The sequence below is a fragment of the Streptosporangium sp. NPDC006930 genome (assembly GCF_040635605.1).
Lineage (GTDB): Bacteria > Actinomycetota > Actinomycetes > Streptosporangiales > Streptosporangiaceae > Streptosporangium.
This window is the reverse complement of record NZ_JBEYID010000026.1, coordinates 13,251-37,795: the sequence shown is the minus strand read 5'-3', so window position 1 is coordinate 37,795 and position 24,545 is coordinate 13,251. Positions and strand designations below refer to the sequence as shown.

Below are 24,545 nucleotides of genomic sequence, written 5' to 3'. Positions count from 1 at the left end.
TCAGGAACGCCGAGCGGTTGATCTGGAAGGCTTCCACAGGTCGAGCCTGTGCACCTGGGCCGTCACGGCTGTCAGGAGGGCGGTGAGTGCGGGAGCGGGGGGTGTGTCTCGGGTGGCGGCGACCAGGCGGCGTTTGAGGGTGGTTTCGGCGATGTCCCTGATCGCGAGCGCGGGGTCGTCGCCGGGCAGGGTCAGAGTCGGCATCAGGGCGACGGCGGCCGCGGCGCGGACGAGTTCGAGTTGGACGTCGGCGTCGCTGGAGCGGTGCCGCAGGTCCGGCTCGTAGCCGCCGAGGGCGCGGCAGGTCCCGATGACCATGGCGTGATGGCCGGTGCCTTCGGCCGAGGCGGTCCAGATGTCGGATCGCAGGTCGGCGACCGGGACGGGGCCGCCGGGCCGGGCGAGTGGATGCGCGGCTGGGAGCACGATTTTCAAGGGCTCTTCGAGCAGGAGTGTGAAGCGCAGGCCGGCCGGGCGCGGGCGGGGGTGGCTGTCGTACTCGTCGCCGATGACGAGGTCGACCGTGCCGAGGCGGAGGCCTGGCAGGGACTGTTCGAGTTCCAGCTCGAAGATCTCCACACGGACCTGCGGGTGGTCGGCCTTCATGCGGGCGAGTGCCGGGATGAGGAGGCGGCGGGCGGCCGACTGCAGGCCGCCGGCGCGGACGGTGCCCCGGATATCGCCGCCGAGGCCGGCCAGGTCGGCTTCCGCCGCCTCGGCGGCCGACAGCAGCACCCGTGCGTGCTGGACGAGCAGGTGTCCGGCGTCGGTGAGCCGCACACCCCGCCCGGCTTTGTCGAGCAGCCGGGCACCGACCTCCTTCTCCAGCAGGGCGAGCTGCTGGGAGACCGTGGACGGGCTGTAGCCCAGAGCCGCCGCGACCGCGGCCAGGGTGCCGCGTTCCTCGAACTCCCGTAGGAAGCGCAACCGCCGAAGATCCAGCTCGATCATGCGAGAATCCTAACGATTTGCCGCCAGAAATCATCGCTAGACCCAATGAGTCAGGACCCTGATCCTTGTACGCATGGGTGCAGCACTATGTCTTTTGTCCGCGGCCTGCTTCGGCGCGATGGCGATTTTCGGCAAACTCGCCTACGACGCCGGCGTCTCGCCCGAGGCGCTGCTGCTGGTGCGCTTCACCTTGGCAGCCGTCCTGCTCGGGATCGTCTTGCTGGTGCGGCCGGGGCTGCGCCGCGCCGCCTCCGGTTCTCCCCGAAAGGAGGCGACCGGCCGGTCGGCGATGACGCGCGGCCGGGTGCTCGCCATCGCCGTCGGCCTGGGCGCCATCGGGTACGCCACGCAGGCGAGCCTGTTCTTCTCCGCGCTGCGGCTGATGGACGCCTCACTGCTGGCCCTGATCCTCTACACCTACCCGGTCATGGTCACCGTGACGGCGGTGCTGCTCGGCCGTGACCGGCTCACCCCCGCGCGCGGAGCCGCGCTGGCGGCCGCCTCGGGCGGAACACTGCTGGTCCTGCTCGGCGCCGGTGACATGAGCTTCCACCCGCTCGGGGCGCTGCTCGCCTTCACCTCCGCGATCACTTACACCGCCTACATCCTGGTCGCCGACACCGTTGTGCACCGGCTGGCGCCCGTGGTGCTGTCCGCGCTGGTGATGACCGGCGCGGCCGGCACCCTCGGCGCCCGTGCCCTGCTCACCGGCGGCGTCGACCTCGGCTTCGGGGTGTCGGGATGGTTCTGGCTCGCCGCTATCGCCGTGGTCTCCACCGTCGTGGCGATGCTGACCTTCTTCGCCGGGCTCAAGCGCACCGGCCCGTCGGCCGCCGCCATCCTGTCCACCTTCGAGCCCGTGGTCACCGCCGCACTGGCCGCGCTCGTCCTCGGCGAGTCCCTGACCCCGGTGCAGCTCGCGGGCGGCGCGCTTGTGCTGTCCTGCGTCGTCGTCCTCCAAGTCCGACGCCAGGACCGGAGCCCGCGCCCGGCGTCCGACCGGCCCGACCACGAGAACCGCCAGGTCCCGGATTCGGTACGAGACGATCGCGCCGAGCCGGCCGGCCTGGCACCGTGAAGGGTGACCTCATGGTTCTGTGGCGCTGAATCCTCACCTGTCGTCGGCGGCCGGGTCAGGGAGCGCCTCAGGCGAGGATGCGCACCGGATTCTCGATCAAGGACAGGAATTCGCCCATCCAACGGGCCGCGACCGTGCCGTCGATCGGGCGATGGTCGATCGAGAGCACGAAGCGGATCGTGGCGCCGGGGACGACCGCGCCGTCCTCGACGACGGGCTCGGTGCGGACGGCGCCGACCGACAGGATCGAGGAGTGCGGCGGGTTGATGATCGCGGTGAACTCCTCGGTGCCGTACATGCCCAGGTTGGTGACGGCGACGGAGCCGCCTTCCAGGTCACCCTGGCGCAGGCGGCCGGTACGGGCGCTGTCGGCGTGGTGGCGGGTGGTCTCCGCGACCAGGCTGATCGGCATGGTGTCGACCGCGCGGAGCACCGGGGTCACCAGGCCGGTGTCGGTGGCCACGGCGACCGCCACGTCCACCTGGGTGAAACGGCGGACGGCCTCCGGGGTCCAGATCACGTTCATCTCGGGGACGAGCCTGTGGGCACGGGCGACCGCCTTGACCACCAGGTCGTTGACCGAGATCTTGGGCGATCCCGGCTGGTTGAGCTGCGCTCGGACGGCCAGCAACCGTTCGGCGCGGGCCGTTCCCCTGACGTAGAAGTGCGGCGTGGTCTGCTTGCTCTCCACCAGGCGGGTGGCGATGGCGCGGCGGATCCTGCTGTGCGGGATGTCCTCGTGGCCCTCGGACGCCGGGGCCGCGACAGGCGCGGGCGTGGGAGTGGGAGTGGGCTCGCTCGCGCGGGCCAGTGCCTCCTCGACGTCTCGCCGCAGGATCCGGCCGGCCGGTCCGGTTCCGGGGATCCGGTCGATCGCCAGGCCGCCCTGGCGGGCCAGCCGCCGGGCGAGCGGGCTGGCGTAGACCCGCTGCGACGTGGCCGGTTCCTCCGGTACGGGTTGCCCGTTCACGGCGGCGGGCTGCGCCGGAGAGGTGTCAGGTTCGGGGGTGGACACGGGGGTGGACACGGTGACGCCGAGTCCGGCGAGGAGGTCCTCGATGTTCTCCGGCGGTTCCCCGGGCGCGCCGAGCAGGGCGATGGGCGTGCCGACGTCGACCTCGGTCCCGGCGGGGACGAGTCGCTTGAGCAGGACGCCGTCGCTCTCCGCCTCGATCTCGATGGACGCCTTCGCCGTCTCGATGACGACGATGGCGGTGCTGACGGAGTAGGGGGAGTTCTCGGCGATCGGCCATTCCGACACGACGGCGCTGGTGGCACCGGCCGCCGGTTCTGGCATGCGAAGAAGAGTGGCCATTGGTCCTGGTCCCTGGTTCGTGGTGCGGGAGATCGGAAGGTGGGCTCAGTGCCGGGGCGCGAGCGTGCCGTCGGTGGTCATGCGGCGGAAGGCGGCGGCGACCTCCTCGGTGCGGGCGATGGCCGCCCGTTCGAGGACCTTGCTGATGCTCGGCGACGCCTCGCCGCCGGTCACCCGCTGTACCGGGTGGTCGAGCCAGTCGAAGTAGCGGCGCTGGATCTCGTCGGCGAGCCAGCTCCCGTAGGAGGTGCCGACCGCCCCCTGCTCCACGATGAGCACGGTGCCGGTCTTCATCACGCTGGCGCCGATGGTGTCCCAGTCGATGCTGGCCCGGTCCAGCCAGCGCAGGTCGATGATCTCGGGGTCGATCTCACCGACCTGCTCGGCCGCCTCCAGGCAGTGGGCGACCATCGACAGGTAGGAGAGCACGGTCACGTCCCGGCCCGTTCGGCGCACCGCGGCGCGGCCGACCGGGATGTGGTAGTCGAGGTCGTCCACCGGCCCGGTGCCGGTGCTGGTGTACAGGTCGACGTGCTCGATGACCACCACGGGGTCGTCGCAGCGGAGCGCGGTGTTCATCAGGCCCACGTAGTCGAAGGGTGTGCTGGGCGCGACGATCCGCCACCCCGGCGCGGTGGCGAAGATTCCGGCCGGGTCCATCGAGTGCTGCGAGCCGTAGCCGGTGCCGGTGCCCACCTTGCTGCGCAGCACCAGCGGTACCGGGTGGTCACCGCCGAACATGTGCCTGGCCTTGCCGATCTGGTTGAACAGCTGGTCGGCCGCCACCCAGAGGAAGTCGGCGTACATGAACTCCACGACGGGGCGGTAGCGGCCGTCCATGGCCAGTCCGCCGGCCAGTCCGGCGAACGCGTTCTCACTGATCGGGGTGCCGAGAACCCGGTCGGGGAAGGCGTCGGCCAGTCCCTTGGTGGCCCCGTTGGTGCCGCCCTTGAGGCGGTGCACGTCCTCACCCATGACGACGACGGCGGGGTCGGTCTCCATCCGGCGGGCCATCACCTCGGCGACCACGTCGATGAACTCGCGCTCGGCGAGTCGGCCTGAGAATGTGGCCGCCTCCTCGTAGCGCACGTCGGAGCCGAACTCCGACAGGTCGCCGCGTACGCCGACGTCACGAAAACCGGGCTCGGGCCACTCCGACGGGCGGATGCGGCGCTGGCCGGGCTTGCCGCCGGGGAGGGGTTCGAGCAGCTGGTCGCCGATCGCCCGCATCATGGCGGCGGCCTGCTCGACGGCCCCGCTCGCCTCCTGGTCGGTGAGCGCGCCGCGCCGGAGCAGGTGGCCGGTCATCAGCGTGATGGGGTCGCGCTGCCGCCACTGCCGCTCCTCCTCCTTGGAGCGGTAGCCGAACGCGCTGCCGGGGAAGGGGCCGTTCTGGTGGTAGTACCGGTACAGGTCGGCCTCGATGATGACCGGCCCGTTGCCCGCCCGCAGGTGGGCCAGTGCCTCGCCCATCGCCAGGTGGACGGCGAGTGGATCCATGCCGTCCACCCGCCAGCTGGGGATGGCGAAGCCGAGACCGCGCACCGAGAGCCGAGGCTCCGCGGTGACCTCGCGGACATGGGTGGACACCGCGTACTGGTTGTTCTCGATGAAGAAGCAGATCGGCAGGGACCAGGCGGCGGCGAGGTTGAAGCTCTCCAGCACCGAGCCGATGTTGGCGGCGCCGTCACCGAAGTAGGCGACCGAGACCGCGTCGGTGCCGGCCCGCCGGTGTGCCCACGCGAAGCCGGCCGCCTGCGGGACGCCGCCGCCGACGATGGCGTTGGTGCCCATCGCTCCGGCTTCCGGCCACTGCAGGTGCATGGATCCACCCCGGCCCCGGCAGAAACCGCGGGCCAACCCGCAGATCTCGGCCAGCGTCCGGGTGAGCAGGTCGGTGACCGGGGCGGGCAGGTCGCCGCGCGGGTCCCAGCCGCCGGGCAGCACATGTCCCAACGCCTTGGACAGGAACTGGTGGTGGCCCCGGTGGGATCCGGTGATGGTGTCGGCCGAGGTGAGGGAGAGGATCGATCCGACCGCCCCGGCCTCCTGGCCGACGCTGGAGTGGGCGGGCCCGTGGACCAGTCCGGACCCGGCGAGTTCGAGGACGTACTCCTCGAAGGCGCGGATCAGCACGAGTTGCCCGAACATCGCGCGCAGCAGGTCGGGGTCGGCCTCGTCCCAGTCCGCCTCCGTGGTGGTCAGTTCCAGCCAGGGGGTGGGCGCGGCGAGGTCCTGGTGTTTGGTCATGTGTGTTCTCTTCCAGGTGGACAAGCCAGAGGCCGGGCAGGTTCCGGCGCGGGGGCGCCGGCGCTCTGCCGGGCGACCGGGACCGGTCGGCCGCACCCCCTCCGCGATCCGCGGTTGTTACCGACCATCGCACAGATTGGATCCGATCTCACACTACCGTTATGCCTTCGTAACGGAAGAATGTGCTCTCAACATTGACTTTCCATACTTTGGGCGACCAAGCTACCGATCCACCAGGCCGTATTGGATCCATACTCGATGAAGGTGCGGCAGTGGAAACTTCCAAGAAACAGATCGTCAACGGATTCGGAGGTGGGATACGTGGCTGAAGGGGATGCCCCTGGGTTGCCGGGGCTCGTCGGCCTGGACCATGTCGGTCTGACCGTTCCCGACATCGACCAGGCCACCGAGTTCCTGGTGGACGTGCTCGGGTGCGAGTACCTCTACCCGCTCGGCGCCAAATCCGACGACGGGGACTGGATGACCACCCATCTCAACGTGCATCCTCGGGCCCGGGTGGACAAGCTGCGGTTCTTCCGCTGCGGCAACCAGCCGGTCTTCGAGGTCTTCGAGTACGAGGCCCCCGACCAGGCGCAGACCCCGCCGCGTAACAGCGATGTCGGCGGCCACCACCTCGCCCTGTACGTGGAGGACATCGACGCCGCGGCGGACTACCTGCGCTCCCGCGGTGTGACCGTGCTCGGCGGCCCCACCGCCAGCGACGGCCCGCACGCCGGACAACGCTGGATCTACTTCCTCGCCCCCTGGGGTGCCCAGTTCGAGCTGGTCTCCTACCCGCACGGCCGGGCGTGGTACCTGCGGGAGGAACAGAGCCAGGCGGTGAGCGGATGACCGGCCTCACCTCGGGCCTGGAACCCGCGGACGACAGGACGGGCGCCGCCACCAGCGTGATGAGCCACCAGATCGCCGAACACCTGCGCGAGCAGATCCTGTCCGGGGCGCTCAAGCCGGGCGCCAGGATCCGTCAGGAGGAGGTCGCCAAGGACTTCGGCGCCAGCCGCCTGCCGGTGAGAGAGGCGCTGCGCATCCTGCACTCCCAGGGCCTGGTCACCCTCAAGGCCAACAGCGGCGCCTGGGTCTCGGAGATGAACGCGGCGGAGTGCGACGTCACCTACAAGATCCGCGAACGGCTGGAACCACTCGCGCTCACCGAGAGCATCCCGCACCTGCCGGCCGAGACGATCCGGCGCCTGGAGCGGATCCAGGACGAGATCGAGGCCAACACCAGCCTGGACAGGTTTCTCCACCTCGACCGTGAACTGCACCTGCTGTCCTACTCGGGGAACCCCTACAAGGAGCTCCGGGACATGATCGAAAGGCTGTGGAACATAACCCAGCCATACCGGCGCGCGTACGTCGAACGCGCGGGCCACGAACGGGAATGGGTGATCAACGCCGAACACCGACTGCTCATCGACGCGATCCGGCGCGCCGACACCACGGACGCGGAGCGTCTGCTGGCAGGGCACATCCGCAGGACCCGGATCGCACTCCTACCGGTCATCGAACGCAACTCCACGGGCCGCTGAACCACACCGGACGCGGCTCCACCCGCGTCCGGCACGCTGCGGCGAAAGGTGACTCCGGGACCAGAACTCCCGGACGCGCCCTCCACATGACCGTCCCTCAACGAACGGTCAGTACACGAAGAACGACATCACCACCCAAGCAAAGCAGGTCTCATGTCATACCACATCACCACGGGCAGGCGTGTACTGACCCTGTTCGCAGCGGCAGCCCTCACCCTCACCGCCTGTTCCTCCGGCGACACCACGGCCACCGGCGACAGCGCGGCCTCCGGCGAACCGACCGCCGCCGACAGCGGCGAGATCGGCTTCTCCGAGTCCTTCCTCACCGACGCCTTCCAGGTCCAGCTGGTCAAGCAGCTCGGCGAGCAGGCCACCGCGGCCGGCGTCAACCTGCTGCCCGCGGTCAACGCCGACGGCGACGCGGCCAAGCAGAACGCCGACATCACCACCCTGCTCGGCCGGGGTGTCAAGGGCCTCATCGTGGTCCCGGTGGACAGCAAGGCGGTCGCCCCCGCCATCGACCGGGCCAACAAGCAGAACGTCCCCGTGGTCACCGTCGACCTGGGTGCCGACTCAGGCAAGATCTACATGGTGGTCCGCGCGGACAACGTCTTCATGGGCACGGCCGCCTGCGAGTACATGGGCAAGCAGATCAACGGCGAGGGCACCGTCCTCGACCTCCAGGGCGACCTGGCCACCCAGAACGGCCAGGACCGCAGCAAGGGCTTCACCACCTGCATGGCCGAGAAGTTCCCCAACGTCAAGGTCATCTCCAAGCCGATGAACTGGAAGCCGGACGAGTGCGCCACCCAGGCGCAGACGGTGCTCAGCACCGAGAAGCTGACCGGCCTGTTCATGGGCAGCGAGTCGGTCTGCCTGGCCGGCGTCCAGCAGGCGCTGCGCCAGCAGGGCAAGCTCACCAAGGTCGGCGACGCCGACCACATCGTCACCGTCGGCATCGACGGCTCCAAGGCGGCGCTGGAGGCGGTGCGGGAAGGCACTCTCGACGCCGTCGTGTCACAGCCGCTGGACCTGTACGCCAAGTACGGCATCCAGTACATCAAGGATGCGATCGAGGGCAAGACCTACCAGGCCGGCCCCACCGACCACGACAGCACCATCGTCGAGGTCGGGGAGTCCCTGCAGGACCTTCTTCCCTCGCCCACGGTGACCAAGGAGAACGTGGACGACCCCAGCCTGTGGGGCAACGGCTGACCCCCCTCCCGGTGACCTTCGGTGGCACGCCGCGGGCGCGCCACCGAAGGTGATCCAGAACTCAAGGAAGGAGGGCGCGGAGCAATGCCACAGGCCCCTTCAGAACAGGCCGGCGCGGAGCAGGCCATCGTGGTGGACCAGGTGTCCAAGGCGTTCGGGTCGACCAGGGCGCTGTCAGAGGTGTCCCTCACCGTCAACCGGGGTGAGTCGCGGGCGCTGATCGGCAAGAACGGGGCGGGCAAGTCCACTCTGATGTCGATCCTCACCGGCCTCACCCAGCCCGACAGCGGCTCGGTCCAGGTGCTCGCCGACGGCGACGGCGAGGGCGCCGCCAGCGTCGGCTGCGTCTACCAGCGCAGCACGCTGGTCCCCGCCGCCACCGCCGCGGAGAACATCGCCCTGGCCAGGTTCCCCCGATCCCGGGCGGGGTTCATCCGCTGGCCCGAGGTGCATCGGCAGGCCACGGAAATGCTCGCCGAATGGGAGTACGCGGACCTGGCCGACGTTCCGGTCGAGCAGCTGGAGCCGCTGGAGCGGAAGGTCGTCGAGATCTGCCGGGTGCTCTCCCAGGGCCCGCGGGTACTGCTTTTGGACGAGCCCACCGCCGGTCTGGACCGGGGTGCCTCCCAGCGCCTGTTCCGCCACATCGAGAAGGCCCGCGCCCGGGGTGTGACGATCATCTACGTCTCCCACCACCTGCACGAGGTCTTCGAGGTGTGCGACTCGGTCACCGTGCTGCGCGACGGCCGGACGGTGCTGACCGAACGGCTCTCCCGGATGACCGTGCCCGACCTGGTGGACGCGATGGTCGGCGAGGCGGCCGGCGCGGACGGCGGACCGCACGCGGTCAGGCCCGAGCCGACCCTGCCGCCCGTTCTGGTCGCCTCCGGAGTCACCGCCCCCAAGGTGAACGACGTGGACCTGACCCTGCGGCCTGGCGAATGCGTCGGCCTGACCGGCCTGGACGGAGCCGGGCACATGCAGCTGGCCGAGGTTCTCACCGGCCAGCGCCCGGCCGAGTCGGGCGCCGTCACCCTGGACGGCAGGCCGCTGCCGCTCGGCGACATCAGCGGCTGCATCCGGGCCGGCATCGGCTTCACCCCGGAGGATCGGCACCTCAGCGGCTACGTACCCGGGCTGAGCGTGGCTGAGAACGCGACCCTGAACATCATGTCGCGATTCGCCAACGGGTTCCGCATGATCAACGGCAGGAAGCGGGACGAGTTCTACTCGCGGCTGGCGGGCAAGTGGCACATCAAGGCGTACGGCGCCGCCCAGCCCACCGAGGAACTCAGCGGCGGCAACCAGCAGAAGGTGGTGCTGGCCCGCTCGGTGGCCGCGGACCCCAAGGTGCTGGTCCTGGTCAACCCCACCGCAGGGGTGGACGTGTCCGCGAAAAAATCGATCTACGACACCATCGAGGAGCTCCGCGCGGACGGACGGGCCGTGCTGATCGTGAGCTCCGACGACGCGGACCTGGAGATCTGCGACCGCGTCGTCGTCATGGTCCACGGGGAGGTGTCGACGGAACTGCGGCACCCCTTCACCGAAGGCATGATCGCCGCGGCCGTGCAGGGTGACGGCGACGCCGACCCGGACCGGCGGCCGTCTGGAGAGGAAGATTCACAGTGAGTGCACTATCCCCGAAGAAACCGGCGCCGGAGTCGGTGTCCGCCGCGCCGTCGCCGTCGTCGCCGCCGGGCGGCCGGCGGGCGCGCAGGTCCGTCGACCCCGTCGTGCTCACCCTGCTGCCCATCATCATCCTGGCGGTGATCGTGGGCACCGTGGTGAGCCCCGCCTTCCTCACCCCTACCAACATCATCGACAACATCATCACCACCTCCGCCGTGCTCGGCGTGCTGGTGATAGCGGAGAGCCTCATCCTGATCGGCGGCTACTTCGACCTGTCCCTTGAGTCCACCGTGGGCTTCGCGCCGATGCTGCTGGCCGTGCTGGTCTCCGGCGTGGCCGACAGCGGGTTCGGGCTGCCCTTCTGGATGGGGCTGCTGATCACGATCCCGGCGGTGCTGCTGATCGGCCTGGCCAACGGGCTGATGATCGCCAAGCTGAGGCTCAACGCGTTCATCGTGACTTTGGCCATGCTGATCCTGCTGCAGGGGCTGACCATCGGCCTGTCCGGAGGGCAGACCTACGCGAGGCTGCCCGATGCCATGATCTACCTGGGCGACGGCGTCATCCTGGGCCTGCCCGTGCAGGCGTGGATCTTCGTGCTCGCCTTCGCCGGCGCGTACGTGTTCATGAAGTTCACCCCGACCGGCCGGAGCATCTACGCGATGGGCGGCAACCTGGAGGCGGCGCGGGCCGCCGGGATCAAGACCACCCGGCTCACTATCAGCGTGGTCGTGGCGGGCAGCCTGCTGGCCGCACTGGCCGGGCTGATGCTGACCGGCAGGATCGCCTCGGTGACCGCCAACCAGGGCAACGGCCTCATCTTCACCGTGTTCGCCGCCGCCGTCATCGGCGGGATCAGCCTCAACGGCGGCCGGGGCAACCTGATCGGCGCCGCTCTGGGCGTGATCCTGCTCGGCGTCATCCAGAACATCCTCACGCTCTCCAACGTGCCGTCGTTCTGGATCAACGCCGCGTACGGGGCGATCATCCTGGCCGCGCTGCTGGTCGGCTGGGCCTCCACCCAGCGCTTCTCGGGCCGAAGGACACCGGCATGAGCGCCGGACAGTGGCCTGCCGGCACCATGCCGGCCCTGGTCTTCAGCTCCCCGGGGGTTCTCTCCGTGGAACGGGTGCCCGTGCCGGAACCGGCCGTGGGCGAGGTCCTGGTGAAGGTGGCCTACCTCGGGATCTGCGGGACCGACGTGCACCTGCTCGACGGCAGCAGCGCGTACGTGTCGAGCGGGCTGACCCACTTCCCGATCAGGTTCGGCCATGAGTGGGCCGGCGAGGTCGTCGCGGTCGGGCCTTCGGTCCCCGGCGATCTGGTCGGCGAGCGGGTGGTGGGGGAGCCGTTCCTGTCCTGCGGCCAGTGCCTGACCTGTCGTGGCGGCCACTACAACCTCTGCCCGAACCGGTACGAGCTGGGTGTGCGCGGGGCGGTGCCCGGCGCGGCGGCCCGCTACCTGCGGATTCCCGCCGCCAACGTGCACGTGGTGCCCGCCGGGGTGGAGAGCGCGCACGCGCTGCTGGCCGAGCCGCTGGTGACCGTGCTCAGCGCCTTCGAGGAGGCCGCCGCCCAGCCGGGCGAGTCCGTCGCCGTGCTCGGCACCGGCACCCTCGGCCTGCTCGCGGTGCAGGTGGCCGCCGCCATGCGCAGTCCGGTGGACGTCATCGGCATCGACCCCGAGGGGCTGAAGATGGCGCTCCAGCTCGGCGCCCGGGCGGCCTGGACGCCGCAGGACGCGCCGAGCGACGCCTACCAGGTGGTGATCGAGGCCACCGGGTCCGCCGCGATCGGCCCGGTGCTGACCAGGATCGCCGGCATCGCCGGGCGCGTGCTCCAGGTCGGCATCCCCGGCCGTCCGGTGGACGGGGTGGACCTGGCGGCCTTCGTCACCAAGGGCCTGCGCCTGTCCGGCGTGCTCGGCGGGGTCGACCTGATGCCCCGGGCACTGCACCTGATCGCCGTCGGCGCGGTTTCCCCTGCCGCGCTCATCGAGCAGGTGCTCCCGGTGGCCGGGGCGCGCGAGGCGTTCGACCGGATGCGAGAGGCCGGCCGGGCCCGGCCCAAGCTCGTCATCGATCTGTCGGAACTCCAGGGGGAGGAACCCGGATGAGTGAGAAGACCACCGTCGGCTGGATCGGCGCGGGACGGATGGGATCGGCGATGGTCCGCCGGCTGCTGCTCGCCGGTCACCCGGTGACCGTCTGGAACCGCACACCGGCCAAGGCCGAGTCGCTGCGCGAGGCGGGGGCGCGGCTCGCCGCGGAGCCGGGGGAGACGGCGACCGCCCAGGTGACCGTCACCAGCCTGGCCGCCTCCGCGGACCTGGAGGACGTGGCGCTCGCGCTGCTGGTCGCCGAGAACCGCCCGTCGGTGCTGGTGGACACCTCCACCGTGTCGGTGGAATCCTCCCGCCGGGTGCGGGAGGCGGCGGCCGAGGCGGGGGTGCCGTTCCTGTCCGCGCCGGTCAGCGGCAACCCGTCGGCCATCGAGGCGGGCACCGCGTCGTTCGTCTGCTCGGGCTCGCCGGAGGCCTACGATCGGGCGCGGGGCGTGCTGGAGGCGATCGGTCGGGCCGCCACCTACGCGGGCGCGGGCGATGAGTCCCGGCTGCTGAAGATCTGCCACAACCTGCTGCTCGCCATCACCACCCAGGGCTTGGCCGAGGTCGTCGTGCTCTGCGAGCAACTCGGCGTCGACCGGGGCACGCTGATGGAGTTCCTCAACGAGAGCGTGGTCGGTTCGGCGTTCACCCGCTACAAGACCGAGGCCATCCGCACGATGGACCTCACCCCCACCTTCACCTCCCGGCTGCTGCTCAAGGACGTCGACCTCGGCCTGGCCGAGGCGACCGCCGGGCAGGTGCCGTTGCCGCTCGTCGCCATGGTGCGCACGCTGCTGGTCGCCGCCCTCGCGCAGGGGCACGGCGAGGAGGACTTCCTGTCGCTGCTGGCCGTGCAGGAGAAAGCGGCCGGAAAAGGAGTAACCGCATGACCTTGGACCCGAACGCCATCGGCGCGCCCGGCCACATGGGCGTGGACTTCGAGACCCGGGTGGACTTCACCCGGCTCCGCGACTACCGGCTGGCCCGCGCCCGTGCCGCGCTGGAGGCCTCCGACCTCGGCGCGATGCTCGTCTTCGACGTCAACAACATCCGCTACCTGACCGGTTCGGTGATCGGCGAGTGGTCGCGGGACAAGATGACCAGGTACGCCCTGCTGATCCGGGGCCGCGAACCCATCCTGTGGGACTTCGGCTCGGCCGCCAGGCACCACAAGCTGTACGCGCCGTGGCTGCTGCCGGAGAACTGCCGGGCCGGCATGGTCGGCCTGCGCGGCGCGGTCGCCCCCGAGGTCGGTCTGTTCACCCGCGCCGTCCAGGAGATCAAGGACCTGCTGGTGGAGGCGGGGCAGCAGGACGCGCCGGTCGGTGTGGACATCGCCGAGCCGCCGCTGCTGCTCGCCATGCAGCAGGCCGGCCTGACCATGGCCGACTGCCAGCAGGTGATGCTGGAGGCCAGGCAGATCAAGAACATCGACGAGATCCTGCTGCTGAACCAGTCCGCGGCCATGGTGGACGGCGCCTACCAGCGCATCGCCGAAGCGCTCAAGCCGGGCATCAGGGAGAACGACCTGGTGGCGATGGCCAACGCCTACCTGTACGAGATGGGCTCCGACGACGTCGAGGCGATCAACGCGGTGTCCGGCGAGCGCTGCAACCCGCACCCGCACAACTTCACCGACCGCATCATCCGGCCGGGCGACACCTGCTTCTTCGACATCATCCAGTCCTACAACGGCTACCGGACCTGCTACTACCGCACCCTCAACGTCGGCTCCTCGACCCCGGCCCAGCGGGACGCCTACACCAAGGCCAGGGAGTGGATCGACGCCGCGATCGAGCTGGTCAAACCCGGCACCTGGACCGACGAGATCGCCCGCGCCTGGCCGAGGGCGCAGGACTTCGGCTTCGCCTCCGAGATGGACGCCTTCGGCCTCCAGTTCGGGCACGGCCTCGGGCTCGGCCTGCACGAGCGGCCGATCATCTCGCGGCTCAACTCGATCGAGCACCCGGTCCAGATCGAGGAGGGCATGGTCTTCGCGCTGGAGACCTACTGCCCGGCGAGCGACGGCAGGTCCGCCGCTCGCATCGAGGAGGAGGTCGTGGTGACCCGCGAGGGCGCGAAGGTCATCACCCTCTTCCCGGCGCAGGACCTCTTCGTCGCCAACCCGTACTGACGGACCGGTTAGGAGTCAAACCCCATGCCCCACCCCGACCTGCTGGCCACCTGCTGGACCACCGCGGGAGACGCCGTCCCGCTGCCCGGACGAGACGCCAGCCCCATCCCTCTGCCGGTACGGATCGAGCAGGCGGCCCGCGCGGGTTTCGCCGGCTTCGGGCTGATGCACGTCGACCTGGAGGAGTTCCTCCGTACCTCGGACCTGCCGACGCTGCGGCGGATCCTCGACGACAACGGCATCCGCCACCTGGAGCTGGAGTTCCTGACCGACTGGTGGCTGGACGACGCGGCGAGGGCCGAGTCCGACCGCGTTCTGGACCTGCTGGTGAAGGCGAGCGAGGCCCTCGGCCCGCACCACGTCAAGATCGGTCCGGACATCACCGGCGGCCCGTACGACCTGGAACGTTCCGCGGCCGGTTTCCACCGGGTGAGCGAGGCGTTCGCCCAGGCCGGGACCACCGTGGCGCTGGAGTTCATGCCGTTCTCCAACATCGACACCCTGGCCAGGGCGGTCGAGCTGGTGACCACCGCCGGACACCCTGCCGGAGGTCTCATGCTCGACCTGTGGCACGTCGAGCGCGGGGCCGCCACCTTCGAGGAGCTGGCCCGCCTGCCGATCGACCTGATCAAGGGCGTCGAGCTGGACGACGGGGCCGCCGAGCAGGTCGGCGACGGCTACACCGACACCGTGCTCCGGCGGCGGCTCTGCGGCCAGGGCGACTTTCGGGTCACGGAGTTCATCGGCCTGCTGCGGGACCTCGGCTGGAGCGGGCCGTGGGGCGTGGAGATCCTCTCCGAGACCTACCGGGTGCGCCCGCTGGAGTCGGCGCTGCCGGAGGCGTACACGACGGCGGCCCGGCAATTCGAGCTAGTTGAAGGAGCCTGAGCCATGCCACTCACCGACAAGATCTCCATCGTCACCGGTGCCGCCAGTGGCATCGGCGCGGCCACCGCCGAGCGGTTCGCCGCCGAGGGCGCCGTCGTCTACGCCGCCGACATCGCCGCGCTGCCCAGGGACGAGGGCCGCACCCACCACCGCAGGCTGGACGTCGCCGACCTGGACTCCTGGGGCGCCCTCGTCGCCGAGATCACCGACCGGCACGGACGCGTCGACGTACTGTTCAACTGCGCCGGGCTCGTCGGCTCCTACGACTCGCTGACCGAGATCGACCTGGACGACTGGCACCGCATCGTGGCCGTCAACCAGACCGGGGTCTTCTACGGCATGCGCTCGGTGATCCCGGCGATGCGGCAGGCCGGGGGCGGGGCGATCGTCAACATGTCCTCGGCGTGGGGGCTGATCGGCTCGGCGGGGGTCGCCGCGTACCAGGCGGCCAAGGGGGCCGTCACGCTGATGACCAAGAACGCCGCCATGTCCTACGCCGCCGACGGCATCCGGGTGAACTCGGTACACCCCGGACTCATCACCACGCCGATGACCGACGCCCAGGATCCGGAGATCTCCGCCGACCTGGTACGGCAGACGCCGCTTGGCCGGGCCGGCCGGGCCGACGAGGTCGCCGCCGCCGTCCTGTTCCTCGCCTCCGACGAGGCGTCCTTCATCACCGGGGCGCAACTCGTCGTCGACGGCGGCCTGATCGTGCACTGAGCCATGACGATCTCCGAAACCTCGCGCAGGGCCGTGGTGGTCCACCGGTCGGACGACGGCCTGACGGTCAGCTGCGACCTGCTGCCCGTCCCGCCCATGGAGGACGCCGCCCTGCGGGTCCGCCCCGAGTACATCGGCATCTGCGGCTCCGACCTGGAGCAGCTCTCCGGCGGGATGGACCCCAGCTTCGAGGTCCGCTTCCCGCACGTGCTCGGCCACGAATGGTCCGGCGTGGTCGTCGAGGCCGGCCCCGCCACCTCGCGGTTCCGCCCGGGGGACCGGGTGATCGGGCACGGCGCGCTCGGCGGCAACATCTGGTTCGGGGTGTCCACCGACGGCGCGATGGCCGACACCTTCCTGGTCCCCGAGGCGATGTGCTTCGCCGTCCCGCCCGCCGTCTCCTCGCTGCGCGCCGCCCTGGTCGAGCCGCTCGCCTGCTGCCTGCAGGCGCTGCGCACGGCGGGCGGGGCCGACGCCGGTCACACCGTGGCCGTCTTCGGGTGTGGTGCCATCGGCCTGTCCATGGTCGGCCTGGCCCGCACTCTCGGCGCGCGGGTGGTGGCCGTGGACCGCAGCCCGTACCGGCTGGACCTGGCCGCGCGGCTGGGGGCCGACCACCGCATCGAGGCCGCCCCCGGTGTGGACGTGGCCGCCGCCGTCCTGGACGCGCTCGGCCCGCGCGGCGCCGACCTGGTCGTGGAGGGGTCAGGCGCCCCCGCCGCGCAGGCCGCCGCGCTGGACGTCACCGCCCAGGACGCCAGGGTGCTGTTCATGGGCCTGGCGCACCGGCGCTCCGAGCAGGTGTCGCTGCACCAGATCCAGAACCGCAACCTGCGGTTGTCGTCCTCCACCGGCGCGCCACCGCAGATCTGGGAGCCCACGCTCCGGCTGCTCGACCGTACCGGGCTGGACCTGTCACCGATGGTGTCCGACGTGTTCGCCTTCGAGGACTGCGCCGCCGCCGTCGCGGCCGCCGCCGACGCGGGCGGCCACGCCAAGGTCATGCTCAGCCCGGACGGGGGTGGGCACCGGTGAGCCCGCTCTTCACACCGCTCACCCTGCGCGGCCTGACCTTCCCCAACCGCCTTTGGATCTCCCCGATGTGCCAGTACGCCGCCGAGGACGGCCTGGTGTCCGACTGGCACCTGGTCCACCTGGGCGGCCTGGCCACCGGTGGGACCGGGCTGATCGTGGCCGAGTCCACCGGAGTCACCCCCGAGGGCCGGATCAGCCCGTACTGCGCGGGCATCTACAGCGACGAGCAGACCGAGGCGTGGGCGCGGATCGTCCGGTTCGTCCACCAGCAGGGCACGCTCATCGGCCTCCAGCTCTCGCACGCCGGGCGCAAGGCGTCCACCTCCGCCCCCTGGACCGGCGAGCGCCGGGTGCCGTACGCCGACGGCGGCTGGCCGACCATCGGACCCTCGCCGGTCCCGTACGGCGACCTGCCCGCACCCAGGGAGATGACCGAGGAGGACCTGGCGGCGGTGAGGGACGCCTTCGCCGCCGCAGCCGAACGCGCCCTGCGCGCCGGTTTCGACGTGGTCGAACTCCACGCCGCGCACGGCTACCTGCTGCACGAGTTCCTCTCCCCGCTGACCAACCGGCGCACCGACCGCTACGGCGGCTCGCTGGAGAACCGGATGCGCTACCCCCTGGAGGTCGTCGCCGCCGTCCGCGAGGCGTGGCCGGCCGACCGGCCGCTGCTGGTCCGCATCTCGGTCACCGACTGGGCGCCCGGCGGATGGGATCCACCGTCCTCGGTCGAGCTGGCCAGGCGGCTCGCCGCGCTCGGTGTGGACCTCGTGGACTGCTCCTCCGGCGGGCTGCTCCCCGACGCCGCCATCCCGGCCGACGGCACGTACCAGACCGACCTGTCCGAGACGGTCCGCGCTGGTGCGGGCGTGCGCACCGCCGCCGTCGGCCGGATCGCCGAACCCCGGCAGGCCGAGGAGGTGCTCGCCTCCGGCCAGGCCGACGCCGTGTTCATCGGCCGGGCCGCGCTCCGCAACCCGCGCTGGCCGCTGGCCGCCGCAGGGCAGGTCGGGGCAGACCTGCCCTGGCCGGTCCAATACGAGCGGGCCAAACCCCGCCACACTCCCGTGGAGAACTCGTGAAAATCAGATCCGAACTGTTCATCGGCGGCGAATGGGTCACCGGGACCGACACGCTGCCGGTCCTGGATCCCGCGCTGGGCGAGCCGATCATCGAGGTCGCCGTGGCGGGCGAACGCCAGTGCGCCCAGGCGGTCGACGCGGCCGCCGCCGCCCTCGGGCCGTGGGCCGCCCGCGCCCCCAGGGAGCGCGCCGAGATCCTGCGCCGCGCGTACGAGCTGATGACGGCTGAGGTCGACGACATCGCCCGGCTCATCGTGCGGGAGAACGGCAAGGTGCTGGCCGACGCCAGGGCCGAGGTCGTCTACGCCGCCGAGTTCTTCCGCTGGTTCGCCGAGGAGGCCGTCCGGGTCACCGGCGACTACCGGCTGGCCCCCGGCGGTGACAAGCGCATCATCGTCACCCACCAGCCGATCGGGGTGTCGCTGCTCATCACGCCGTGGAACTTCCCGGCCGCGATGGCGACCCGCAAGATCGGCCCGGCGCTGGCCGCGGGCTGCTCGGTGGTGCTCAAGCCCGCCACCGAGACCCCGCTCACCGCGCTGGCCGTGGCCGACGTGCTGGCCCGCGCGGGGGTCCCCGACGGCGTGGTCAACGTGGTGGTCGCCGCGCCCACCGCGCAGCGGGTCAGGGAGATGCTGCACGACCCCCGGATCGTGAACCTCTCCTTCACCGGGTCCACCGAGGTCGGCCGGGTCCTCCTGCACGAGGCCGCGGACCAGGTGGTGCGCACCTCGATGGAGCTGGGCGGCAACGCGCCGTTCCTGGTGCTGGCCGACGCCGACGTCCAGGCGGCGGTGGAGGGCGCGATGATCGCCAAGCTCCGCAACGGCGGCGCGGCGTGCACCGCGGCCAACCGCTTCTACGTCCACCGCGCCGTCGCCGAGGAGTTCACCGCCGCGTTCGCCCACGCGATGGCCGGGCTGAAGGTGGGCTCCGGGCTCGACCCCGCCAACCACATCGGCTCCCTGGTCTCCACGGCCGAGCGCGGCAAGGTCGCCGAACTGGTCGACCAGGCGGTCGGTGCCGGCGGACGCCCGGTCACCGGCGGGGCCGTCCTGGACGGGCCCGGGGCGTTCTACCCGCCCACCGTGCTGGCCGGCATCGAGCCGGATGCCGCCATCCTCGATGTGGAGATCTTCGGACCGGTCGCCCCCATCGTCGTGTTCGACTCCGACGAGGAAGCGGTGGCCAGGGCCAACGCCACACCGTACGGGCTGATCAGCTACGTCTACAGCGGCGACCTGCGCCGAGGGCTCCGGATCGCGGAACAGCTCGACGCCGGCATGGTCGCCCTCAACCGGGGCGTGCTCTCCGACCCCGCGGCGCCGTTCGGCGGCGTCAAGCAGAGCGGGCTCGGCAGGGAGGGAGGGTTCGACGGGATCCACGAGTTCCTGGAGACCAAGTACATCGCCGCCGACATCTGAACCACACGAAACGGAGTACCCATGCAGACTCACCTCTCGGGACGTAAAGTCCTGATCACCGGCGGCGCGTCCGGCATCGGCGCGGCGACCGTCCGCGCGATGCTCGCCGAAGGCGCCGACGTGGTCGCGGCCGACTACGACGCCGCCCTGCTCGACCGGTTGGAGACCGACACCAAGGACCTGGCCGGCACGCTGCGCTCGGTCCGCGCCGACCTGTCCACCCTGGACGGCTGTGAGAACGCCGTCACCGGCGCGCTCGACCACCTGGGCGGCCTGGACATCCTCGTCAACAACGTCGGCACCGGCAACGTCCGCACCTTCGAGCAGCTCACCGACGACGAGTGGCTGCAGACCATGAATCTCAACTTCATGAGCTACGTCCGGATCAGCCGTGCCGCCCTGCCCCACCTGCGCGCCTCTCAAAACTCGCCGGCCATCGTCAACAACGCCTCCGACCTGGCACGCCAGCCGGAGACCCAGCCCATCGACTACGCCGCCTCCAAGGCCGCCGTCCTCGCCGTCACCAAGGGCCTGTCTCGCGCGGAAGGCCCCCACATCCGGGTCAACGCCGTCGCCCCCGGCCCCATCTGGACCCCCTTCTGGACCAAGCCCGGCGGCTTCGCCGACAACCTCGCCATCCTGCACGGCAAGGAGCCCATGGCCGCGGTCGAACACGAGATGCAACTTCGTCAACTGCCGCTGGCCCGCCTCGGCACCCCCGAAGAGGTCGCCAACGTCGTCCTCTTCCTGGCCAGCCCTCTGGCCGCCTTCGTCACCGGTGCCGTCTGGGGCGTGGACGGCGGAAGCATCCGCGCCCTCTACTGAACCCCTCGACAACACCGTCTCCGTGGCCGGGCGCCGTCCTTCTCGTCCCGCCCGGCCACGAGCGGCACCGACCCGTACGCTCGTCGGCCCGTGCGGCGGACTCGTAGAGCATCTTCCACTGCGTCTTCTCCCGCAGCGCGACGTCGAGGCGCCACAGGGCAGCGATCTGATTCTCCGCGAGAGCCTTGGTGCGGTCCGGCGGCGCCGGCCGCCGCTCGATGCCGATCGTCGGATCGCACTCGATCCAGCCCTGGCGCTGCCACCGGCCGATTGCCTTGCGGACGATGGACAGCTCCCGGTTGACGGTGTCGGCGTCCATCTCGTCCGCCCGCGCCGCCGCCAGCTCGGCCAGCACCTCCGGCAGCGCCGGGTCGTCGATCGCGGCGCCGGGGAAGACGTGCGGCCCGGCAGCCGGATCGGCCCGCCGCAGGTCGCGATGATCACGGTAGGGGCTCCGCCGCAGTAAATCCGGCATTTACTGCGGCAGTTACGTCCGGTCCGCCGGTCTCGCGGGCTTCTGCTCGAAACCGGTTCGGCTGTGCGGTTCGGCGGGGAGGGGATGTCAGTGCCCGTTGCGATGCCGCCTTGGTGGCGTGGTCATCCGTCGAGGAAACGCAATAGCTCGGTGGTGACGAACCGAGGGTTCTCCTCGACGAGCCAGTGCCCGGCGTTCGGCACGTCCACCGCCCGCACGATGTTGGTCATGCGCGGGGCGACTGTGCCCCGGATCGCTTCGAGTTGCCCTTGGGCGGCCATGAGCAGGGTCGGGACACGCACCGGTGCTGCTGCCACAGTGTCGCGGACGTCTTTGTCGAGGGCGCGGTAGAGCTCGAAGCCGCCCGACAGGACCTGGGGCCGACTGTAAGTTCGTGCGTACTCGTCGATCTCGGCGCCGGTGAACGGGGACCGGTCGGAGGTGCCGCCGAACGCCGCGCCACCGAAGGAGACCTGAGGATAGAACAGTGCCAGGTACTCGCGGACATCATCATCCACGACCGCCTCGGGGACGCGTCGCTGGGAGTGAAAGGCGATGTGCCAGCTCAGTGAGCGGTAGGTGCCTGCATCGATCGCGGGCCCGGGCAGCGGCAGGTCAAGGTAGCCGAGGCGTGCGGTGTCGTCGGGAAATTGGCTGGCGTACTGGAATGCCACTGCGGCGCCAAAATCGTGCCCGATGACACGAGCATCACGCACCCCGAGCTGATCGGAGATCAGCTTGTGCACGTACCGCGCCAGCGTGGCTTTGTCGTAGCCGGAGGGAGAGCCGGTGCTGTCGCCCAGTCCGGGGAGATCGACGGCGTAGACGGTGTGGTACTTGGCAAGTTCCGGCATGATCGGCCACCAGCCGTACCAGGTCTGTGGCCAGCCGTGTATCAGCACGACCGGTGTGCCGCTGCCGCCCTTCACGTAGTGCATACGGACGCCGTCGACGTCGGCGAACTTGTGCCGGAAGGTCTTTTTGAACCGGGGATCGTCCTGGTTGGCGGCGGCGTAGGCGGGAACATCGCCACCGGCTGTCGGCGTGGACGTGGAGGCGGGGGTGGAACAGGCTGTGGTGGCGATCGTGAGCAGGAGGGTGAGCACCACGGTTGCCGCCGTGTGCGCGGAACGGAGGGAGCGGCGTGGCAACGGCCGTGGTTCTGTGATCATGTGTTTCCGTCCTGGAGAGGGTGGGTCAGCGGCCGGTCGTGCCGTCGATGAGTTCGCGGAGGATGTCCGCGTGGCCCGCGTGCCGGCCGGTCTCCTCGATCATGTGGGCGAGTGCCCAGCGGACGCTGGGAGCGGGGCGGTCCGGGGCGGTCCGGGGCGGCGGGGTGTCGCCACGGCCATCGCGGCGTGTGGTGCGGCGTGTGGTGCTGGGCAACAGTGGTCGCCTTCCTTCATTGGGGGCCGGCCGCCGTGTCAGGCGGTGCGGCGGATGAGGAGGACGTGGTCGGTGACCTCGGCGGTGTGCCCGCCTGGTCCGGTCGCGATCCGGCGGGGGGCGTCGGCCCGCTCGACCGTCCATGTCTCCGGGGCCAGGTCGATACCGGCGGCGACTTCCCGCGGGCTCGGGTAGTGGATGTCGGGATCTTGGTTCCACGACCACGGCGCGGCCGAGCCGTGGTCGACGACCAGCAGCCGCCCGCCCGGGCGCAGTGCGTGCGCGGCCGAGCGCAGGACGGTTGCCCGGTCCAGGTCATGGGGGGTGTGCAGGTAGTGGGCGCAGATCAGGTCGAATCCGCCGGGCGGGAACGACGTGTCCACGTTGTGCTGCACGGTGGTGACGCGGTCGCCCAGGCCGTGTGAGCGGGCGAGGGCGGCGAGCCGCTCGACCGCCACGGCCGAGATGTCGGCGGCGGTGACCTGCCACCCCTGGCCGGCGAGCCACAGCGCGTCGCCGCCGTCGCCGCATCCGAGGTCCAACGCGTCACCGGGCGGCAGGCCCGTCACCGTCTCGGTGAGGCGGGCATTCGGCCGCGGGTTGCCGGCTGCCGGCCGGGCCGCGTAGACGCCGTCCCAGAAGGCGACCGCATCGGTGGTGCTCATCAAGATCTCCTTGCGTCGATAGGTGCTCAGTCTTGGCGTGCACACCACGGCTTGGCACGGAATCTTGCGGTAATGGCAAGGTAGGCCTCATGGATCCCAAGACGGACGACGACGTGCTCGACGCGGTGGGGTCGCGGCTGCGTGCGCTGCGTCGTGACCGCGGCATCACCCTCGCCGACCTCGCGGCGACGACCGGCGTGTCGGAGAGCACCCTGTCCCGGCTGGAGAGCGGGCAGCGCCGGCCGAGCCTGGAACTGCTGCTGCCGCTGGCCCGTATCTACGACGTTCCGCTGGACGACCTCGTCGGTGCCCCGCGCACCGGCGACCCCCGGATCCACCTCAAGCCGATCAGGCGGTTCGGCATGACCTTCGTTCCCCTGTCCCGGCGACCGGGTGGTATGCACGCGTTCAAGATGATCATCCCCGCCCGGCCGGAACCACTCGAACCGACCCCGCAGACCCACGAAGGCTTCGAGTGGCTCTACGTGCTCAACGGACGCCTGCGACTCGTGACCGGCGAGCGAGACCTGATACTGCCGCCAGGTGAGGCAGCCGAGTTCGACACGTCCTTGCCCCACTGGCTGGGCAGCGCCGACGGCGGCGTGGTTGAGCTTCTCATCCTGTTCGGCCTGCAAGGGATGCGTGCGCACGTACGCACCGACTCTCATCGGTCGTCTCAGGCCGGGAGCCGACGGTGAACTCAGCGAAAGATTCTGCATTCCCGTCAGCAGCGAGCCTCACCGCGCAAACGCCGCAGTCGACAATGTCGCACCCGCAGAGATCGACCAGGTCGAACGCCAGTCGACGCCGAGTTTCGGGTCGTACGCCTCGGGCTGGATGCCGAGCTCGTGGGTGCTGTACTCGCCGAACCGGTTGATGTGCTCGGTCAGGTACGGCGAGATGTGCGCCAGGTCTTCCGGGTCGATTTCCCATCCCTCCTCCAGCAACTGCCGCACGATCTCCGCGATGTCCAGGGCGTTGTGGAAGATCACCGCGTTCGTGAGCAGCGCGTTGAACTTCATCGCCTTCTCCTGCTCGATGGGATCGTTGTCGGCGATGACGCCGCGGTTGCCGAAACCGATCCACTGGGAGAACCGGTTGAACGACTCGACCTTGTTGGTCGCCGCCGTCACCCGCCGGCGCAGCGGCGCGTCCGACTCGACGATCTCCCGCTCGGCGAGCCGGATCTCCTCCAGCTCCGCCTTGGCCTTCTTGATCTTCGTCGCCACACGCTTGCAGAACATCGTCGCCAGGTCGTCCCGCACCCGCATCCGCGCCTTGTGCGTCAGGGCCGCGACCAGCGCAATGCGCTTGACGGGGACGAAGTCCCGAAGTTCCGAGGCGTCCGCCGCGTCCGCCTCCCCGGCGAAGTCGGTGACCTTCCCGGCGGCGACTCCGTCCATCCACACGTCGGTGTCGCCCAGCTCGTCCAGCCGTTCCAGACGCTTGGTCAGGTTCTTGAAGTGCGACCAGGTCGGGCCCTTGGCGGGCTTCTTCAGCCGGTTGAACAGCGTCGTCCCGTCGCTGTCGCGGTCCTCCAGCGCCGGGAAACACCCCATGCGCCGGTAGGACTTCAGCATCAGCAGCAGGGCCGGCAGATGCTCATCGCAGTCCGTGGCATCGGCCGCCCACTCCAGCTCATCGCGGCTCGGGGAGAAGAGCAGATGCAGCTCGTGCGCGGTGATCAGCCGCTTGAACCGCGGATGCGCGGTCCGTTCAATCGATGTCACAACCCACCCAGGCCCCAGAGGACGCTCAACATCACCACCAACGACACTGAGCCGAATGGGTGACGGCCGACGGGCGCTTA

General features: G+C 70.5%; 24 protein-coding genes. 16 read left to right on the top strand and 8 right to left on the bottom strand.

Annotation, left to right across the window (positions count from 1 at the left end):
• Positions 1 to 951: a LysR substrate-binding domain-containing protein gene (locus tag ABZ664_RS33360; protein WP_362519024.1), complete on the bottom strand. Its 951-nt coding sequence runs from the start codon at positions 949 to 951 to the stop codon at positions 1 to 3.
• A gap of 73 nt (positions 952 to 1,024) precedes the next feature.
• Between ABZ664_RS33360 and ABZ664_RS33355 the strand changes: the two genes are divergently transcribed.
• Positions 1,025 to 2,029 (top strand): DMT family transporter, encoded by a 1,005-nt coding sequence (locus tag ABZ664_RS33355; RefSeq protein ID WP_362519021.1) that lies wholly within the window; start codon positions 1,025 to 1,027, stop codon positions 2,027 to 2,029.
• 67 nt (positions 2,030 to 2,096) lie between these two features.
• On the opposite strand, the gene ABZ664_RS33350 is transcribed toward ABZ664_RS33355, so the two are convergent.
• Together ABZ664_RS33350 and ABZ664_RS33345 are read right to left on the bottom strand one after the other, a co-directional pair.
• A complete protein-coding gene (locus ABZ664_RS33350; protein ID WP_362519018.1) occupies positions 2,097 to 3,326 on the bottom strand; it encodes a dihydrolipoamide acetyltransferase family protein in 1,230 nt (409 codons plus the stop codon).
• 63 nt (positions 3,327 to 3,389) lie between these two features.
• Complete coding sequence (locus ABZ664_RS33345; protein WP_362519015.1) at positions 3,390 to 5,594, bottom strand: thiamine pyrophosphate-dependent enzyme; 2,205 nt, start codon at positions 5,592 to 5,594, stop codon at positions 3,390 to 3,392.
• Between the two features lie 321 nt (positions 5,595 to 5,915).
• Here ABZ664_RS33345 and ABZ664_RS33340 point away from each other — a divergent pair, with 321 nt between their 5' ends.
• From ABZ664_RS33340 to ABZ664_RS33275, 14 genes are all read left to right on the top strand, one after another.
• A complete protein-coding gene (locus tag ABZ664_RS33340) occupies positions 5,916 to 6,446 on the top strand; it encodes a VOC family protein (protein ID WP_362519011.1) in 531 nt (176 codons plus the stop codon).
• Positions 6,443 to 7,144, top strand: coding sequence for a GntR family transcriptional regulator (locus ABZ664_RS33335; RefSeq protein WP_362519008.1), 702 nt, complete (start codon positions 6,443 to 6,445; stop codon positions 7,142 to 7,144). The genes ABZ664_RS33340 and ABZ664_RS33335 overlap by 4 nt, the downstream gene beginning before the upstream one ends.
• Before the next feature lie 153 nt (positions 7,145 to 7,297).
• Positions 7,298 to 8,359 carry a sugar ABC transporter substrate-binding protein gene (locus tag ABZ664_RS33330; RefSeq protein ID WP_362519005.1) on the top strand — a complete coding sequence of 354 codons (1,062 nt, stop codon included), beginning with the start codon at positions 7,298 to 7,300 and terminating at the stop codon, positions 8,357 to 8,359.
• Positions 8,360 to 8,443: 84 nt separating this feature from the next.
• Positions 8,444 to 9,991 (top strand): sugar ABC transporter ATP-binding protein, encoded by a 1,548-nt coding sequence (locus ABZ664_RS33325; RefSeq protein ID WP_362519002.1) that lies wholly within the window; start codon positions 8,444 to 8,446, stop codon positions 9,989 to 9,991.
• Positions 9,988 to 11,046, top strand: coding sequence for an ABC transporter permease (locus ABZ664_RS33320; RefSeq protein WP_362518999.1), 1,059 nt, complete (start codon positions 9,988 to 9,990; stop codon positions 11,044 to 11,046). Before ABZ664_RS33325 ends, ABZ664_RS33320 begins: the two co-directional genes overlap by 4 nt.
• The gene (locus tag ABZ664_RS33315) at positions 11,043 to 12,107 is read left to right on the top strand and encodes an alcohol dehydrogenase catalytic domain-containing protein (protein ID WP_362518996.1); all 1,065 of its coding nucleotides are present in this window, start codon (positions 11,043 to 11,045) and stop codon (positions 12,105 to 12,107) included. Before ABZ664_RS33320 ends, ABZ664_RS33315 begins: the two co-directional genes overlap by 4 nt.
• The gene (locus tag ABZ664_RS33310; protein ID WP_362518993.1) at positions 12,104 to 12,988 is read left to right on the top strand and encodes an NAD(P)-dependent oxidoreductase; all 885 of its coding nucleotides are present in this window, start codon (positions 12,104 to 12,106) and stop codon (positions 12,986 to 12,988) included. The genes ABZ664_RS33315 and ABZ664_RS33310 overlap by 4 nt, the downstream gene beginning before the upstream one ends.
• Positions 12,985 to 14,232 (top strand): Xaa-Pro peptidase family protein, encoded by a 1,248-nt coding sequence (locus ABZ664_RS33305; protein WP_362518990.1) that lies wholly within the window; start codon positions 12,985 to 12,987, stop codon positions 14,230 to 14,232. The genes ABZ664_RS33310 and ABZ664_RS33305 overlap by 4 nt, the downstream gene beginning before the upstream one ends.
• Before the next feature lie 24 nt (positions 14,233 to 14,256).
• Complete coding sequence (locus ABZ664_RS33300) at positions 14,257 to 15,120, top strand: sugar phosphate isomerase/epimerase (protein WP_362518987.1); 864 nt, start codon at positions 14,257 to 14,259, stop codon at positions 15,118 to 15,120.
• A gap of 3 nt (positions 15,121 to 15,123) precedes the next feature.
• Positions 15,124 to 15,843 carry a glucose 1-dehydrogenase gene (locus ABZ664_RS33295; protein WP_362518983.1) on the top strand — a complete coding sequence of 240 codons (720 nt, stop codon included), beginning with the start codon at positions 15,124 to 15,126 and terminating at the stop codon, positions 15,841 to 15,843.
• Positions 15,844 to 15,846: 3 nt separating this feature from the next.
• Positions 15,847 to 16,878 (top strand): medium chain dehydrogenase/reductase family protein, encoded by a 1,032-nt coding sequence (locus ABZ664_RS33290; protein ID WP_362518978.1) that lies wholly within the window; start codon positions 15,847 to 15,849, stop codon positions 16,876 to 16,878.
• Entirely contained in the window at positions 16,875 to 17,960 is a 1,086-nt protein-coding gene (locus tag ABZ664_RS33285; RefSeq protein ID WP_362518973.1) for an NADH:flavin oxidoreductase/NADH oxidase, read from the top strand. Before ABZ664_RS33290 ends, ABZ664_RS33285 begins: the two co-directional genes overlap by 4 nt.
• Positions 17,957 to 19,384: an NAD-dependent succinate-semialdehyde dehydrogenase gene (locus tag ABZ664_RS33280; protein ID WP_362518969.1), complete on the top strand. Its 1,428-nt coding sequence runs from the start codon at positions 17,957 to 17,959 to the stop codon at positions 19,382 to 19,384. The genes ABZ664_RS33285 and ABZ664_RS33280 overlap by 4 nt, the downstream gene beginning before the upstream one ends.
• A 21-nt stretch (positions 19,385 to 19,405) precedes the next feature.
• The gene (locus tag ABZ664_RS33275) at positions 19,406 to 20,209 is read left to right on the top strand and encodes an SDR family oxidoreductase (protein WP_362518966.1); all 804 of its coding nucleotides are present in this window, start codon (positions 19,406 to 19,408) and stop codon (positions 20,207 to 20,209) included.
• Here the strand turns inward: ABZ664_RS33275 and ABZ664_RS33270 are convergent.
• The 4 genes from ABZ664_RS33270 to ABZ664_RS33255 form a co-directional block, all read right to left on the bottom strand.
• Positions 20,157 to 20,684 (bottom strand): hypothetical protein, encoded by a 528-nt coding sequence (locus tag ABZ664_RS33270; protein ID WP_362518963.1) that lies wholly within the window; start codon positions 20,682 to 20,684, stop codon positions 20,157 to 20,159. The genes ABZ664_RS33275 and ABZ664_RS33270 overlap by 53 nt on opposite strands.
• 122 nt (positions 20,685 to 20,806) lie before the next feature.
• Positions 20,807 to 21,856, bottom strand: a complete 1,050-nt coding sequence (locus ABZ664_RS33265) for an alpha/beta hydrolase (RefSeq protein ID WP_362518960.1) — start codon at positions 21,854 to 21,856, stop codon at positions 20,807 to 20,809.
• A gap of 25 nt (positions 21,857 to 21,881) precedes the next feature.
• Positions 21,882 to 22,214, bottom strand: a complete 333-nt coding sequence (locus ABZ664_RS33260) for a DUF664 domain-containing protein (RefSeq protein ID WP_362518957.1) — start codon at positions 22,212 to 22,214, stop codon at positions 21,882 to 21,884.
• Positions 22,109 to 22,735 (bottom strand): class I SAM-dependent methyltransferase, encoded by a 627-nt coding sequence (locus ABZ664_RS33255; protein ID WP_362518954.1) that lies wholly within the window; start codon positions 22,733 to 22,735, stop codon positions 22,109 to 22,111. Before ABZ664_RS33255 ends, ABZ664_RS33260 begins: the two co-directional genes overlap by 106 nt.
• An 89-nt stretch (positions 22,736 to 22,824) precedes the next feature.
• Between ABZ664_RS33255 and ABZ664_RS33250 the strand changes: the two genes are divergently transcribed.
• Entirely contained in the window at positions 22,825 to 23,433 is a 609-nt protein-coding gene (locus tag ABZ664_RS33250; RefSeq protein ID WP_362518951.1) for an XRE family transcriptional regulator, read from the top strand.
• 39 nt (positions 23,434 to 23,472) lie between these two features.
• Here ABZ664_RS33250 and ABZ664_RS33245 read toward each other — a convergent pair whose 3' ends face one another.
• Entirely contained in the window at positions 23,473 to 24,465 is a 993-nt protein-coding gene (locus ABZ664_RS33245; RefSeq protein WP_362518949.1) for a Tn3 family transposase, read from the bottom strand.
• Between the last annotated feature and the right edge of the window lie 80 nt (positions 24,466 to 24,545).

Excerpts from the sequence above, each read along its gene's own strand:
- ABZ664_RS33360 (WP_362519024.1), bottom strand. The coding sequence starts at position 951 with ATGATCGAGCTGGATCTTCGGCGGTTGCGCTTCCTACGGGAGTTCGAG.
- ABZ664_RS33355 (WP_362519021.1), top strand. The coding sequence starts at position 1,025 with ATGGGTGCAGCACTATGTCTTTTGTCCGCGGCCTGCTTCGGCGCGATG.
- ABZ664_RS33350 (WP_362519018.1), bottom strand. The coding sequence starts at position 3,326 with ATGCCAGAACCGGCGGCCGGTGCCACCAGCGCCGTCGTGTCGGAATGG.
- ABZ664_RS33345 (WP_362519015.1), bottom strand. The coding sequence starts at position 5,594 with ATGACCAAACACCAGGACCTCGCCGCGCCCACCCCCTGGCTGGAACTG.
- ABZ664_RS33335 (WP_362519008.1), top strand. The coding sequence starts at position 6,443 with ATGACCGGCCTCACCTCGGGCCTGGAACCCGCGGACGACAGGACGGGC.
- ABZ664_RS33330 (WP_362519005.1), top strand. The coding sequence starts at position 7,298 with ATGTCATACCACATCACCACGGGCAGGCGTGTACTGACCCTGTTCGCA.
- ABZ664_RS33325 (WP_362519002.1), top strand. The coding sequence starts at position 8,444 with ATGCCACAGGCCCCTTCAGAACAGGCCGGCGCGGAGCAGGCCATCGTG.
- ABZ664_RS33315 (WP_362518996.1), top strand. The coding sequence starts at position 11,043 with ATGAGCGCCGGACAGTGGCCTGCCGGCACCATGCCGGCCCTGGTCTTC.
- ABZ664_RS33310 (WP_362518993.1), top strand. The coding sequence starts at position 12,104 with ATGAGTGAGAAGACCACCGTCGGCTGGATCGGCGCGGGACGGATGGGA.
- ABZ664_RS33305 (WP_362518990.1), top strand. The coding sequence starts at position 12,985 with ATGACCTTGGACCCGAACGCCATCGGCGCGCCCGGCCACATGGGCGTG.
- ABZ664_RS33300 (WP_362518987.1), top strand. The coding sequence starts at position 14,257 with ATGCCCCACCCCGACCTGCTGGCCACCTGCTGGACCACCGCGGGAGAC.
- ABZ664_RS33295 (WP_362518983.1), top strand. The coding sequence starts at position 15,124 with ATGCCACTCACCGACAAGATCTCCATCGTCACCGGTGCCGCCAGTGGC.
- ABZ664_RS33290 (WP_362518978.1), top strand. The coding sequence starts at position 15,847 with ATGACGATCTCCGAAACCTCGCGCAGGGCCGTGGTGGTCCACCGGTCG.
- ABZ664_RS33275 (WP_362518966.1), top strand. The coding sequence starts at position 19,406 with ATGCAGACTCACCTCTCGGGACGTAAAGTCCTGATCACCGGCGGCGCG.
- ABZ664_RS33270 (WP_362518963.1), bottom strand. The coding sequence starts at position 20,684 with ATGCCGGATTTACTGCGGCGGAGCCCCTACCGTGATCATCGCGACCTG.
- ABZ664_RS33265 (WP_362518960.1), bottom strand. The coding sequence starts at position 21,856 with ATGATCACAGAACCACGGCCGTTGCCACGCCGCTCCCTCCGTTCCGCG.
- ABZ664_RS33260 (WP_362518957.1), bottom strand. The coding sequence starts at position 22,214 with ATGGACGGTCGAGCGGGCCGACGCCCCCCGCCGGATCGCGACCGGACC.
- ABZ664_RS33255 (WP_362518954.1), bottom strand. The coding sequence starts at position 22,735 with ATGAGCACCACCGATGCGGTCGCCTTCTGGGACGGCGTCTACGCGGCC.
- ABZ664_RS33250 (WP_362518951.1), top strand. The coding sequence starts at position 22,825 with ATGGATCCCAAGACGGACGACGACGTGCTCGACGCGGTGGGGTCGCGG.